The sequence below is a fragment of the Streptomyces sp. NPDC006610 genome, assembly GCF_040611575.1.
In the GTDB taxonomy this organism is placed as follows: Bacteria; Actinomycetota; Actinomycetes; order Streptomycetales; family Streptomycetaceae; genus Streptomyces.
Map to the genome: position 1 here is coordinate 28,426 of NZ_JBEXOP010000003.1, position 13,823 is coordinate 42,248.

11 protein-coding genes are annotated in these 13,823 nt (G+C 74.4%); 2 read left to right on the forward strand and 9 right to left on the reverse strand.

Annotated elements, in window-relative coordinates; genetic code table 11:
- Window positions 1-118: 118 nt before the first annotated feature.
- Together ABZY13_RS03295 and ABZY13_RS03300 are read right to left on the reverse strand one after the other, a co-directional pair.
- Window positions 119-970 carry an ABC transporter ATP-binding protein gene (locus ABZY13_RS03295; protein WP_356627157.1) on the reverse strand — a complete coding sequence of 284 codons (852 nt, stop codon included), beginning with the start codon at window positions 968-970 and terminating at the stop codon, window positions 119-121.
- Window positions 963-1,925, reverse strand: coding sequence for an ABC transporter permease (locus tag ABZY13_RS03300; RefSeq protein WP_356627158.1), 963 nt, complete (start codon window positions 1,923-1,925; stop codon window positions 963-965). Before ABZY13_RS03300 ends, ABZY13_RS03295 begins: the two co-directional genes overlap by 8 nt.
- A gap of 172 nt (window positions 1,926-2,097) precedes the next feature.
- Between ABZY13_RS03300 and ABZY13_RS03305 the strand changes: the two genes are divergently transcribed.
- Complete coding sequence (locus ABZY13_RS03305; RefSeq protein ID WP_356627159.1) at window positions 2,098-2,721, forward strand: TetR/AcrR family transcriptional regulator; 624 nt, start codon at window positions 2,098-2,100, stop codon at window positions 2,719-2,721.
- Between the two features lie 122 nt (window positions 2,722-2,843).
- Here ABZY13_RS03305 and galE read toward each other — a convergent pair whose 3' ends face one another.
- Both galE and ABZY13_RS03315 read right to left on the reverse strand, forming a co-directional pair.
- The gene (galE, locus tag ABZY13_RS03310; protein WP_356627160.1) at window positions 2,844-3,836 is read right to left on the reverse strand and encodes a UDP-glucose 4-epimerase GalE; all 993 of its coding nucleotides are present in this window, start codon (window positions 3,834-3,836) and stop codon (window positions 2,844-2,846) included.
- Window positions 3,837-4,038: 202 nt separating this feature from the next.
- Window positions 4,039-4,503, reverse strand: coding sequence for a MarR family transcriptional regulator (locus tag ABZY13_RS03315; protein WP_356627161.1), 465 nt, complete (start codon window positions 4,501-4,503; stop codon window positions 4,039-4,041).
- 143 nt (window positions 4,504-4,646) lie between these two features.
- Between ABZY13_RS03315 and ABZY13_RS03320 the strand changes: the two genes are divergently transcribed.
- Complete coding sequence (locus tag ABZY13_RS03320; RefSeq protein ID WP_356627163.1) at window positions 4,647-5,060, forward strand: organic hydroperoxide resistance protein; 414 nt, start codon at window positions 4,647-4,649, stop codon at window positions 5,058-5,060.
- An 18-nt stretch (window positions 5,061-5,078) separates the two neighbouring features.
- On the opposite strand, the gene ABZY13_RS03325 is transcribed toward ABZY13_RS03320, so the two are convergent.
- From ABZY13_RS03325 to ABZY13_RS03345, 5 genes are all read right to left on the reverse strand, one after another.
- Complete coding sequence (locus tag ABZY13_RS03325; protein WP_356627165.1) at window positions 5,079-6,083, reverse strand: glycosyltransferase; 1,005 nt, start codon at window positions 6,081-6,083, stop codon at window positions 5,079-5,081.
- A 273-nt stretch (window positions 6,084-6,356) separates the two neighbouring features.
- Window positions 6,357-7,232, reverse strand: coding sequence for a carbohydrate ABC transporter permease (locus ABZY13_RS03330; RefSeq protein ID WP_356627166.1), 876 nt, complete (start codon window positions 7,230-7,232; stop codon window positions 6,357-6,359).
- A complete protein-coding gene (locus ABZY13_RS03335; RefSeq protein WP_356627167.1) occupies window positions 7,229-8,512 on the reverse strand; it encodes a sugar ABC transporter permease in 1,284 nt (427 codons plus the stop codon). The genes ABZY13_RS03330 and ABZY13_RS03335 overlap by 4 nt, the downstream gene beginning before the upstream one ends.
- Window positions 8,513-8,591: 79 nt before the next feature.
- Window positions 8,592-9,983 (reverse strand): ABC transporter substrate-binding protein, encoded by a 1,392-nt coding sequence (locus tag ABZY13_RS03340; RefSeq protein WP_356627168.1) that lies wholly within the window; start codon window positions 9,981-9,983, stop codon window positions 8,592-8,594.
- A gap of 413 nt (window positions 9,984-10,396) precedes the next feature.
- On the reverse strand, window positions 10,397-13,738 hold the full coding sequence (locus ABZY13_RS03345) for an FHA domain-containing protein (protein ID WP_356627169.1): 3,342 nt from the start codon (window positions 13,736-13,738) through the stop codon (window positions 10,397-10,399).
- Between the last annotated feature and the right edge of the window lie 85 nt (window positions 13,739-13,823).

Sequence of the window (13,823 nt, forward strand, 5' to 3'; positions counted from 1 at the left end):
CGGTTCGCAGCAGCACACCGAACGGCGGCTCTGTCGGGGCCTTGCGCGAAGGGCGCCCCGGGCCGGAATCCCCGGCTCGGGGCGCCCTTCGCCCTTCGCCCTACGGCCGTCGGGCGCGTCAGGCGGGTGCGGCGGTCGCGGGCGGCGTCTTGCGCCGGGGGGCTGGCGGGCGCCCCGGCGTCTTGTCGCCGGTGAAGGCCTCGTACTCCTTCATGACCTCCTCCGTGGGCCCGTCCATGCGCAGTTCGCCGCGCTCCAGCCACAGCACGCGCTCGCAGGTGTCGCGGATGGACTTGTTGTTGTGGCTGACCAGGAAGACCGTGCCGGCCTGGCCGCGCAGCTCCCGGATGCGGGCCTCGGAGCGTCGGCGGAAGGAGCCGTCGCCGGTGGCGAGGGCCTCGTCGATGAGCAGCACGTCGTGGTCCTTGGCGGCGGCGATGGAGAATCGCAGCCGGGCCGCCATGCCGGAGGAGTAGGTGCGCATCGGCAGGGTGATGAAGTCGCCCTTGTCGTTGATCCCGGAGAAGTCGACGATCTCCCGGTAGCGCGCCCGGATCTGCTCCCGGCTCATGCCCATCGCGAGCCCGCCCAGGTGGACGTTGCGCTCGCCGGTCAGGTCGTTCATCAGGGCGGCGTTGACGCCGAGCAGGGAGGGCTGCCCGCCGGTGTAGATGCGGCCGCGCTCCACCGGCAGCAGGCCCGCGACGGCCTTGAGCAGCGTCGACTTGCCGGAGCCGTTGGTGCCGATCAGCCCGATCGCCTCGCCCTTGTACGCGACGAAGGAGACGTCCCGCACGGCGTGCACGGTGCGTACGCCGGCCGCCCTCTCGGCCTTCTCGCGGCGCAGGATGCGGTTGAGCGCGGCGGTGGCGGAGCCGCGTCCGGCGCCGGTGCCGTTGACGCGGTAGACGATGTCCACGTGGTCCGCGATGACGGTGGGGACCCTGTCGCCCCGGGGGTTCTCAGCCACGGCCGTACATCTCCTCGGCCTTCCAGAAGTAGAGGAAGCCGCCGACTCCGGCGAGCAGTGCCCAGCCGGTGGCCAGCGCCCAGACGTGCGGAGGCAGCTGGCTCGCGTGGAAGCTGTCGATCAGCGCGAAGCGCATCAGGTCGATGTAGAGGGCGGCGGGGTTGGCCTGGAGCACGGTGCCCACCCAGGACGGCCAGTCGGTGTGCTTGCTGAGCACGTGCTCGATGCTCCACATCACGCCCGACGCGTACATCCAGGTCCGCAGCACGAACGGCATCAGCTGGGCGATGTCCGGCGTCTTCGCGCCGACCCGCGCGAGAACCATGGACAGGCCGGTGTTGAAGACGAACTGGAGCACCAGCGCCGGGACGGCCAGCAGCCAGGAGGCGGCGACGGGCACGCCGAACACGAGCAGGATGACGACGAGGGTCGCCATCGAGAACATCAGCTGCTGGAGCTGCTGGAGGCACAGGGCGATCGGCAGCGAGGCCCGCGGGAAGTGCAGGGCGCGCACGAGGCCGAGGTTCCCGGAGATCGCGCGGGTGCCCGACAGGAGCGACGTCTGGGTGAACGTCCAGATGAACACGCCCGTGACCAGGAACGGCACGTAGTCCGGCACGCCGTTCTTGGTCTGCAGCAGCACGCCGAAGATCAGATAGAAGACCGCCGCGTTGAGCAGCGGGGTCATCACCTGCCAGATCTGGCCCAGCTTGGCCTGGCTGTACTGGGCGGTGAGCTTGGCGGTCGAGAAGGCGGTGATGAAGTGGCGGCGTTCCCACAGCCGGCGCAGGTACTGGGGCAGGGTCGGGCGGGCGCCGCTGACCGTGAGGCCGTGGCGGGCGGCGAGGGCCGCGAGGTCGTCGTAGGCCGGGGTAGGGGCCACGGCCGTGGTCGAGGCCGTGGTCGTGGTCGACGGGTTCGTCGTCGGGGGCGGTGTGTCGAGGACCTGGCTCACATCCGCTGCTTTCGGTCGGGGGGTGGGGGGCGGGCGGTGCGGCGTCCGGCGTTCTCCGGGGGTCTCCCTCGCGGCCATACGACGGGACGGCACCGTATCGTCGCAACGCGAGCGTAGGCCGAGTGGGCGTCGGAACGCAACCGTTTCGTCGTCACGGCCTATGCTGTGGGGCATGACCACGAACGCCGACGGACCGCCGCCGCGCCCGCGCCGCCGCCCCGCGGGGGCGGCCGTGCTGCGCGAGGACGTGACCGAGGCGATCCGGGCGGCCGTGTTCGAGGAACTCGCGGCGGTCGGCTACGCGCGCATGTCGATCGAGGGCATCGCCCGCCGGGCCGGCGTGGGCAAGACGGCGGTGTACCGCCGCTGGCGCTCCAAGCTGCACCTGGTGCTCGACGTCGTCTCCGCCCTCGCGGTGCAGGGACTGCCCGCGCCGGACACGGGCTCGCTGGAGGGCGATCTGCGGCTGCTGTACGAGGTGACGTCACGGGCGCTGCGGCACCCGGTCGCCTCGCAGATCATCCCCGACCTCCAGGCGGAGGCGGCCCGCAACCCGGAGATCGCCGAGGCGCTCCAGAAGGCGGTGCGCGAGGGGCAGGACGGCGTCGCCAGCACGATCGTGGCGGCGGCGCAGCGCCGGGGCGAGGTCCGGCAGGGCATCGACGGAGACCTCGCCCTCGACCTGATCTCCGGGCCGCTGTACTGGCGGTCGGTGGTGATCCGGGGCGGGAAGCTGCCCAAGGGCTATCTGGCGTCGCTGACGCGGGCCACGGCGGGGGCGCTCAAGGCGCTGTGAGGGCGGGCCCGGTGGGCGGGTGCCGAGTGCCCGCACCGAGTGCCCGCACCGGGGACTTGCCCCGGGGACTCGGCCCGGGGAGTGGGCCGGGGGCTTCACCGCCGCTTCGGTTCACCGCCGCCTCAGTTCACCGCCGCCCCGGGATGCAGCCGCACCCAGCCCTCCCACGCCGATGTGATCATGTCCTCGACGTCGTACCGGGCCTTCCAGCCCAGCTCGGCGGCGATGCGGTCGGCGTCGGCGACGACGCGGGGCGGGTCGCCGGGGCGGCGCGGGGTGACGGTCGGGGCGCGGTGGTGGCCGGTCACGGCGTTGATGCGGTCGATCATCTCCCGCACCGAGACGCCCTCCCCGCGCCCGACGTTCAGGGTGAGGTCGCGGCCGGGGGCGGAGCGCAGGGCGCGGGCCACGGCGACGTGGGCCTCGGCGAGGTCCACCACATGGATGTAGTCCCGGATGCAGGTGCCGTCGGGGGTGGGGTAGTCGTCGCCGAAGATGCGCGGCGAGGCGCCCTCGGTGAGCTTCTCGAAGACCATCGGCACGAGGTTGAAGACGCCGGTGTCGGCCAGCGCGGGGGCCGCCGCGCCCGCCACGTTGAAGTAGCGCAGGGACGCGGTCGCCAGCCCGGTCGCCCGGCCCGTGGCCCGCACCAGCCACTCGCCGGCCAGCTTGGTCTCGCCGTACGGGCTCATCGGCGCGCACGGCGTCTCCTCGGTGACCGGCGCGCCCGCGCGCGTGGCGTCCGGCGTCCCGTACACGGCGGCCGAGGAGGAGAACACGAACGTGGCCACGTCGGCCTCCGTCACCGCCTCCAGCAGGACGCGCAGGCCCTCGACGTTCTCCCGGTAGTAGTGCAGCGGGCGGTCCACCGACTCGCCGACCTGCTTCTTCGCCGCCAGATGGACCACGCCGGTGATGCCGTGGCGGGTGAGCGCCCGCCGCAGCAGCGTGCCGTCCAGGGTCGAGCCGACGACCAGCGGGACACCGTCCGGCACCCGGTCGGCGACGCCGGTCGACAGGTCGTCGTACACGACCGTCCGCTCGCCCGCCTCGGTCATCGCCCGGACGACGTGCGCCCCGATGTATCCGGCCCCGCCGGTGATCAGCCAGGTCATCTGAGGCCGTCCCCTCGTGTCGCGCCTTTCGTGCCGCTCACAGTGAAGCAGGCCGCGGGGAGGAGCCGCAGGTCCGCTGGATCGCGGGTCTGCCGGGCCGCGAGTCGGCTGGGACGCGGGTCTTCCGGGAGGTGGGTCTGCCGGGGCGAGGGTCGGCTGGGACGCGGGTCTCCCCGACCGAGGGCTGTCCCGGTCGCGGGTCCTACCGGGAGGCCTCCGCCGCCACCGCCGCGTCGAGGGCGGTGGTGAGGCGGTCCAGGCGGGCCCGCAGTTCGCCGATCTCGTCGACGTCGCAGCCGGTCGCCGCGACGATCCGGCGCGGCACCTCCAGCGCACGCTCGCGCATCGCCGCGCCCTCCTCCGTCAGCCGCACCTCGACCGAGCGTTCGTCGCGGGTGCTGCGCTCACGGCGTACCAGCCCGGCCGATTCCAGCCGCTTGAGCAGCGGGGAGAGCGTGCCGGAGTCGAGGCGCAGATGTTCGCCCAGCCGCTTCACCGGCAGATCGCCGTGCTCCCACAGCACGAGCATCACCAGGTACTGCGGATAGGTGAGGCCGAGGTCCTTGAGCAGGACGCGGTAGACGCCGCCGAAGGCGCGCGAGGCGGCGTTCAGCGAGAAGCAGATCTGCTGGTCGAGTCTCAGCCAGTCGGCGGTGGGGGCGGTCATGGCTCCAGGGTAGCCGGGGACGTCCCTGCCCGCCATTTAGTTGTGCGCAACTCAATTGTGTGCTCTACTCATGTCCGTACTCGCCCGGCGGCCCGGTCCGACCGACCCGCCGCCGGGACACGACACGAGAGGGATGGTTTTCCATGGACGCGCTCTACACCGCCGTCGCCACCGCGACCCACGGCCGCGAGGGCCGCGCCGTCTCCTCCGACGGCAAGCTGGACCTCCAGCTGGGCATCCCCGTGGAGATGGGCGGCAACGGCCAGGGCACCAACCCCGAACAGCTCTTCGCCGCCGGCTACTCCGCCTGTTTCGCCAGCGCCCTCGGTCTCGTCGGCCGGCAGGCCAAGGTCGACGTCAGCGACGCCGCCGTGACCGCCGAGGTCGGCATCGGCAAGGACGGTCAGGGCTTCGGGCTCGCGGTCACCCTGCGCGTGGAGCTGCCCGAGGGCCTCGACGAGGCGACCGGCCGCAAGCTGGTCGACGCCGCTCACCAGGTCTGCCCGTACTCCAACGCCACGCGCGGGAACGTCCCGGTCGAGATCGTCGTGGAGTAGTCCGGGCCCGGCCGCGGATCAGACGGAGCGCATGGACCGGGCGGCGGTCGCCACGGCGCGGTACGCGTACCGCGCCGGTTTCCCGCCCGGGCCCGCCGTCCGTGCGGCCAGCCGGTCGGCCGCGCGCAGCGCCGGGTACGCCCCGGCCGCCAGCAGCCGCCGCCGTACGTCGGGGGCGCGGTGGCCGACGGGGCGGTGGCGGCGGTACAGGGCGCGCGCCCGGTGGAAGAAGATGCGGCGCTCGCGCGGGGACGTCACGCCGGGCAGCGCCCTCAGTACCGCGGCGAACAGCTGGTCGAACAGCGCGTACGACCGCCCGGCGGACAGTTCCTCGGCGGCGGCCCAGGACAGCACCAGCTCCACCTGGTCCAGCAGGGCCAACCGGTCGCCGGGGCCCCGCCCGGCCGGCCCGCGCCGTACGACGGCCGAGTCCAGCACCGCCAGCCGCCCGGCCAGGACCGTCACCAGCCCGCCCCAGCCGACGTCGGCGAAGTCGCCGTACGGGAAGGCGAGCTGGTGGACGGTGAGGAAGCCGCGCCGGTAGGCCGCGCCGCACACCGGGCGGTTCACGGCCGTGAGGTGCGGGGCCGCGTCCGGGGCGAAGGCGGCGGCCGGGGCCGGCGGAAGGGGGTGGGGGCGCGGCCCCGTCCCCTCCCGTTCGTACCCGAAGTGCAGGACGTCGACCGGGCCCGTCTGTCGCAGCCGTGCGTCCAGTGCCGCCAGCGCCCCCGGGAGCAGCAGGTCGCCGCCGTCGAGGAACAGCAGATGGGCGCCGGCCGCCTCCCGCATCCCCGTCGTGCGCGCCGCGCCCGCACCGGCGCGGGGCGGGCAGTGGGCCGCCCGTACCCGGCCGTCGCGCTCGGCGAGGGCGGCGACCAGGCGCCCGGAGGGGGTTCCGGGCTCGTCGCACACCGCGATCAGCTCGACGTCGCCGAACGGCTGGGCGAGGACGGAGTCCAGGGTCCGGGCCGCCGGGCCGCCGGGGGCGTCGTGCGCCGACACGACGACGCTGAAACGGGGCATGCGGGTTCCTCCGTTTCCTCGGGCCGGGTACGACGGGCTGCTGTGCCGCCGCGTCGTGTGCTGCTGTACTGCCGTGTTGCTGTGCCGCCGTGCTGCTGTCGGGTGGAGACGGCCGCTGCCAGGTGAAACGGCGCAGTCCGCTTTCGGTGACGGTGAAATGACCGGAAGGTTGCGAAATGGTGGCCCGGAGTGGTGAGTCCCGCACTGGTGTTCCCGCCGAACAGCCGAAGGGGCGGGCCGTCGCCGGTCCGCCCCTTCCCCGCCGTGACGCCGCTACTTGACCGCCCCCGCCATCACGCCGGACACGAACTGCCGCTGGAACGCGAAGAACACCGCCAGCGGGACCACCATGGAGATGAACGCGCCGGGCGCCAGCACGTCGATGTTGTTGCCGAACTGCCGTACCTGCGTCTGCAGCGCGACCGTGATCGGCTGGTTGCCGGAGTCGGAGAACACCAGCGCCACCAGCATGTCGTTCCACACCCACAGGAACTGGAAGATGCCCAGGCTCGCGATGGCCGGCCCGCCCAGCGGCATCACCACCCGCGTGAACAGGCGCAGTTCGCCCGCGCCGTCCAGCCGGGCCGCCTCCAGCAGCTCGCGCGGAATCTCCGCGAAGAAGTTCCGCAGCAGGAACACCGCGAACGGCAGACCGAACCCGACGTGGAACAGGACCACGCCGAGGATCGAGCCGAACAGACCGATGTTGCCGAACAGTTCGGCGATCGGGATCAGCGCCACCTGCACCGGCACCACCAGCAGCCCCACCACGCCCAGGAACCACCAGTCACGGCCCGGGAACTCCATCCAGGCGAACGCGTAGCCCGCGAGCGCGCCGATGACCACGACCAGCACGGTCGCCGGGACCGTGATCAGCACCGTGTTCACCAGGGAGTCGGTGATGTCGCCGTTCTCCAGCAGCTTCTCGTAGCTGTCGAAGGTGAGCTTCGCCGGCTCGGTGAACACCGTCCACCAGCCGCTCTCGTTCATGTCGGACGGCGTGCGCAGCGAGGACAGCAGCAGTCCGATCGTCGGCAGCAGCCAGAACAGGCCGACGGCGACCAGGAAGAACTGGATCAGACCCCCGCCGGCCTTCTCGACGAGGCGTGCGCCCAGGGGCCGTTTCACCGTGCCGGGCTCCGTCGTCATCGCCGCACCTCCCGCCTGAGCCTGCGGATGTTGAACCACATCACCGGGAGCACCAGGAGCAGCAGGAACACCGCGATGGCGCTGGCGATGCCCGGCTGGTCCTCGGAGAAGCCCTTGCGGTAAAGCTCCAGCGCGAGGACGTTGGCGTCGTCCTGCGAGGAGCCCGGCGCGATGATGAACACCAGGTCGAAGACCTTCAGCACATTGATCATCAAAGTGACCGTGACGACCGCGAGGACCGGTGCCAGCAGCGGCACCGTGATCCGCCGGAACACCTGCCACTCGTTGGCTCCGTCGACCCGCGCCGCCTCCAGCAGCTCCCGCGGCATCCCCGCGAGCCCGGCCGCGATCAGCACCATCGCGAACCCGGCCCACATCCAGATGTACGAGTCGATGATCGCCGGGGTGACCAGGGACGGGCCGAGCCAGTCCAGGCCGTTGTACGCCTCCTTGAAGTTGCTCGCCGGCAGTCTCAGCAGGGCGCCGTCGGCCTCGGCCGACAGGGAGAACGTGCCGTCGTCGGCCGCCGTGGCCGTCTCCACCACCTTGCCGTCCTTGACGGCCTCGATCTTCATGCCGGGATAGCCCAGCTCGTCGGCGTCGACGCCGTTCAGCGTGCCGACGCCCTTGCCACGGGTGAAGTCCTGCCAGGTCGTGCCCGTGATCCGGTCCGGCTCCGGCTTCGGCGCCGCCGCCCGCTTCGCGTCGTCCGGCATCAGGTCCGGGGCCACGCCGACCAGCGGCAGCACGACCGGGTCGCCGGCGCTCACCGGGGACCGGGTGATGTACGCGCCCCCGCCGGCCGGCTCCAGCGGCGACTCGCGCCCCGGGTGCGCCTTCGGGAACGCCGACGCCTGCGCGAAGGTGTCGTGCACGCCCACCCACACCGCGTTGGCGACGCCCTTGTCCGGGTCCTGGTCGTACACCAGACGGAAGATGATGCCCGCGGCGAGCATCGAGATCGCCATCGGCATGAAGACGATCAGTTTGAACGCCGTGCCCCAGCGGACCCGCTCGGTCAGCACCGCGAAGATCAGGCCGAGCGCGGTGGCGACCGTCGGCGCGAACACCACCCACACGATGTTGTTCTTCAGGGCGGTGCGGATTCCGTCGTCCGAGAAGAGGGCGCGGTAGTTGTCGAGCCCGGCGAAACCGTCGCCGGACTGGTCGTAGAAGCTGCGGAAGACCGAGTACCCGATCGGGTAGACCACGAGCGCGCCGAGCAGGACCAGGGCGGGCAGCAGGAACAGCGCCGCCACGGTCCTGCGGGTGCCGGTCACGCTCCTGCGCGACCTGGGGCCTTTTGGGGCGGCAGGGGCGGCGAGGGCCCCTGCCGTGGTGTCCGACTTCATCGCCGGCTCAGTGCCCGTAGGCCGCGGCCGCGTCGGCCTCCAGCCGGCGCTGGGTTCCCGCGACGTCCTTCGGGTTCTTCAGGAAGTCCTGCAGCGCCTTCCACTCACCCTTGCCGGGTGTGCCGCCGAAGGCCTGCGGGGCCTGGTCGGACATGTCGAAGCGGAAGTCGTCGCCGGCCGCGACGAGCGCCTCGGCCATCTTGCGCTGCACGTCGTTCGGGTACACCGACGGGTCCACGTTCTTGTTCGGCGACAGGTAGCCGCCGAGCTTCGCCTGGACGGCCGCCGCGTCCGGGGACGCCAGGAAGGTGGCCAGGGCCTGGGACGCCTTGGAGTCCTCCAGGATCACCGCCGCGTCGCCGCCGGAGACCACCGGCGCGGTGTCGCCGACCGCCGGGAACGGGAACACCTTGGCGTCCGTGCCGACCTCGGCGTCCGTCTCCGCGATGTTGACCTGCACGAAGTCGCCCTCGAAGACCATGCCCGCCTTCGGCTGGTCGCCCCCGGTGAAGGTCTGGGTGACCGACGCCGGGAACTCCGTCTGCAGGGCGCCGCTCGCACCGCCCGCCACGTAGTCGGCCTTGCCCCAGATCTCGGCGAGGGTGGTCAGCGCCTCCTTCACGGAGGGGTCCGTCCACTTGATCTCGTGCTTGGCGAGCTGGTCGTACTTCTCCGGACCCGCCTGCGACAGATAGACGTTCTCGAACCAGTCGGTGAGCGTCCAGCCGTCCGCGCCGCCGACCGAGAACGGCGTGACGCCGGAGTCGTAGACGGTCTGCGCGGCGGTCAGCAGTTCGTCCCAGGTCTTGGGCTCGGTCGCGCCCGCGTTCTCGAAGACCTGGGCGTTGTACCAGATCAGGGACTTGTTGGCGGCCTTGTAGTAGACGCCGTACTGCTCGCCGTCCACCTTGCCGAGGTCCTGCCAGCCCTGCGAGTAGTTCTTGGCCAGTTGCTCCTTCGCCTCCGCGCCGACCGGCTTGGCCCAGCCCTTCTCCACCGCCTGACGGATCGCGCCGACCTGCGGCAGCATCGCGACGTCCGGTGGGGCGCCGCCCGCGATCTTCGAGCCGAGGAAGTTGATGATCGGGTCCTGGGCGGGCACGAAGGCGACCTTCGCGCCCGTGCGCTTCTCGAACTCGGCCAGGACCTTCTTGAAGTTCTCCTGCTCCGGCCCGGTCCAGACGGCGGCGACCTCCAGGGTCTCGCCGTCGAGCTTGGGAAGGGTGACGGTCGCGGCGGTCTCCTTGCCGCCGCCTCCGCCCTCGTCGCCGCTGTCGTCGTCGTCACCGCCGCAGGCGCTCAGCGAGAACGCGAGCGCTCCCGCGAGTACGGCTGCCGCGGCCCTACCGGCCGCCCTGCGGGTCCTTGTCCGGCTGCTGGTGCTGCTGTCGCTGTACATCACGGCCCCGTTCTTCCGTTCCTCGTCGAACGTTCGAGCGCTGCTCCGTGGCCTCTGGTCTACGCCGGGTGCGAGGGGTCGGCAAGAGCGCCTGCCGTGTACAGCGAATGATCGTTAGCGCGTCGTGACGTGCGTTGTGGGCGGTTTCGGGAGGGGCGGGGAGGGTAGGGCGCGGGCGGTTGCCGGGGCGTCCGGGCATGCCTGATCAGGGATGCGGCGCAGTTGTACCCCGGGTGCGGCTGCGGCTGCCGGGGCGCGGCGCGCCGCTGCGGCCGGGGGGCGTGGGAGGCGCGTGCCGCGCGATGGCTTCGGGGGTGGTGCGGAAGCGGTGAGGGGGCGCGCGCCCTTGGTCGGGAAGGCCGGGGCGCAGCCGATCGCCCCGCCCCCCGTGCGCGACCCCCGTCCTCAGCCCCCTACAGCAGCGACGGCACCTTCGGGGCCGCGACCTCCCGGGCGGCCCGCTCCAGGGCGCTGGCCAGGAGGGCCAGGTCCGTGGGGCCGTTGCCCAGCTCCCGGACCGGCCGGCGGGTCGGGGGGTCGCCCATGCGGTGCCACTCCAGGGGGACGACCGTCGGGCGCAGGGTCGCCGTCCGCGGGATGCGGCCCGTGACCCGGCCGCCCTGGAACGGGGTGACCCGGCCGTCGCCCGCGGTCAGGCGCCCGCGTCCCGCCGGGGGTTCGTCGGGGCCGGTGGCCGGCGGGTCGAGCGTGACGCGCAGGGCGGCCCGGCGCACCGGCTCCGTCTCCGCCGTACGGCCGCCCGGGCCCGTCGCCGCCACGAGGTGGACGCCGAGCCGCTCGCCCTCCCGCGCCACCGCCTCCAGCGCCCGCACGACCGACCCGGCCGCGGGCCGACCGGGGGAGCCCAGCGGCGGCGAGACCAGGGCGTCCAGGTCGTCGACCACCACGACCAGCCGGGGCAGCGGCGGCGCCTCCACGGGACGCCGGCTCGCCGCGGGCCGCAGCTTCAGCGTGGAACTGGGCGGTGTGTCGATGTCGCCCGCCCCGCCCGAGGCGCCCGCGCGCTGGGCGACCATCCGGTCCGCCACCGCGCGCCCGGTGTGCCACTCGGCGAAGTCCGACCGGCCGAGCAGCTCCGCCCGGCGCTTCAGCTCCGCCGCCAGGGACTGCGCGAACTCCCGCATCCGCACCGGGTCGTTGGCCGGCAGGTGCGTCGAGACGTGCGGCACGTCCGTGCAGACCCGCAGCCCCTCGCCGTGACCGCTGCCCGCCCCGACGCCGTCCCTGCCGTCCATCAGGACGATGCCCAGCCGGTCCGGCCGCTCGGCGGCGGCGAGCGAGGCGACGACCGCGCGCAGCAGTTCGGTGCGCCCGCTGCCGGGCGGGCCCTCGACCAGCAGGTGCGGGCCGTCGGCGACGAGGTCGGCGGCGACCGGCCCGCGCGGCCCGGCGCCGAGGACGGCGCACGCCCTTCCGCCGAGCGCCTCGGCGTCGTCCGCCGCGTCCGCCCAGCGCGCCATCAGCGAGGCCGGGGTGGCGCGGGCGAGGCCCAGTTCGTCGAGCAGCCGTGCGGCCTGGGGCAGCGGGGCGGACACGCGGGAGTGCCGCTCGCCCGGGGCGGCGTCCGTCCGTAGCGGGGCCAGCGCGCGGGCGAACCGCTCGGCCCAGGCGGGCGAGACGGCGTCCACCGTGCCGACGGTGCCGTTGCCGACCGGGCCCGGCCGGTCGCCGGGCGCCACGCCCGCGCGGGCGATCCGCAGCAGCCGCAGCGCCGTGGCCACGTCGCCGCTGAGCAGTGCCGCCGCCCCGCAGCCGCGGAACGCCGGGGCCGCCTCGCAGGCCGCCTCGTAGGTGTCGGTCACGGGCGACGCCGGCGACGCGGGAGCCGTCTCCGCCAGGCAGACCACATGGACGCCCGCCCGTGGTCCCTCGGCCACCAGCCGCGTCACGGCCTCCCGCAGACCGGCCCCGCCGGGGTCGCCGTCCACGACGACGACCGTGTACGGGCCGGGGAAGGGGGAGCCGTCCCGGCCGGGGCCCGCCGCCTCGCCCGGGGCGTCGGCACGGGCCCAGGAGGGGCGGCGGGGCGGACCGGCGGTGGCCGCGCGGTCGGCGCCGGGGTCCGGGGTCCGGTCCGGCGCCCCGTCCGCTATGTGGTCGTCGAGGCGGCGCAGCAGTTCTTCCGTGCGGGCGGCGGCCTGCTCGCGGTCGTAGGCGAGCAGCAGCCGGCAGTCCTGGCCGTGGCCCGGCCGCACATGCGGGAGCCAGCCCAGCCAGCCCCACTCGGCGACCCGCTCCTCCAGCGGCCGGGAGCGGTCCGTGCTGATCAGGACCACTTCCAGGGCGTCCGGGGAGTGCAGGGCCGCGAGCTGGGCCACCACCGCGCGGGCCAGCCCGGACAGCCGGGGGCGCGGCCCGGCCAGGCCCAGCGCGCCGACCTCGCGCAGGTCGGCGGTCACCGGCACCGCGGGCAGCAGTCCCGAGCCGTCGGGCGCCGCCCGGTCGGCCGTGCCGAGCCGCACCGTGAGCGCCTCGGGATGGCCCGGGGCGCGCTCCCACAGGCGCGGGCCGGGGCCGTGCACCGTCAGCAGCAGCGCCGAGGGGTCGGGCCACCGCTCGGGCGCCTCGGGACGGGCGGGCGGCTCGTCGGCCGCGCCGGCCACCGGTCCGGGGACCTCGGCGGCAGCCGGGCCGGCCGGGTCCGGCTCGGCACGCGCGCCCGTCAGCCGCCGCGCCCAGGCCGTGAGCCCACGTCTGCGCACGCCCTGCGGGACGTCGGTGCCGGACAGGGGGGTGCCCTGGCGGCGGCCCCCGGCGTCGGAGGAGCCGAGGGCGAGACTGCCGCCGCCGTGGGTGGTGTCCCCGGAGGGAGGACCGGGGGGAACCGCCGGTCCGGCAGCGCCGGGGCGGCTCTCCACGTGCGGGGCCCGGCCCTGCTCCGGCACCAGCGCCGACCGCGCGGGGGAGTGCGTGGAGTGCTCCGCCCACGCGTCGGGGCCGTGGGGGCCGGCGGTGGCGTCCGGGACGGGCCGCGCGCCCAGGTCGGCGTCGCCGTACGCGTGCCCGGTCCGGTCGGAGGGGCCCGCCTGCGGCACGTCGGCGCCGGTGGCGGCTTCCCGCTCGGCCGCCGGGGACACCCGTACGTGGCCCTCGCCGTCCGGAGCCGTCGGCACGCGCGCCCCGGGGCCTCCGGGCGGGGCCAGACGCAGGGTGGACTCGCCGATCCGCAGCAGCGCGCCCGGCGCGAAACGCAGCGGGCGGGCGCCGACGCGCGCGCCGTCCAGGGTGGTGCCGTTGGTGGAGCCGAGGTCGGCGACCGTGACCCGGCCGTCGGCGGCGAGCGTCACGGCGCAGTGCAGCCGGGAGACGTCCGGGTCGTCGAGGGGGACGTCGGCGTCGGCGGAGCGGCCGATGTGGACCTGCCCGCCGTGCAGCAGATGGACGCCGCCCGCGTCGGGACCGGCGACCACATGGAGCCGCGCCGGGGCGTCGTCCACCTCGGGATGCGGCTCGGGATCGACCGGGCCGCCCACCGCCAGCACCGCGCCGTCCAGCAGCGGGGGCTCGCCCAGCGTGCAGCGCTGCGTGTCCAGGCGCTCGGCGCCGGCGTAGAGCACCACGTGCCCGCTCGGGGACGGTCCGCCGTCCCCGGAGACCGCCGAGGCCAGCGCCGCGGCCACCGCCGACAGGGCCGTGCCGGCGGGCGCCGTGACCAGCACGTCCCGGCTCGCGGCGCGCCCCCGTGCCTCCGCGGGCGGGCCCAGCGGGTCTACGACGGTCAGCCGGATCTGCATCGCCGTCAGCGTCCCTTCTGCACGGGCGCCCGCGCACCGGGCCGAGGCCGCACGCGGTCCCCCACCGCGGACTTCCCCCACCACC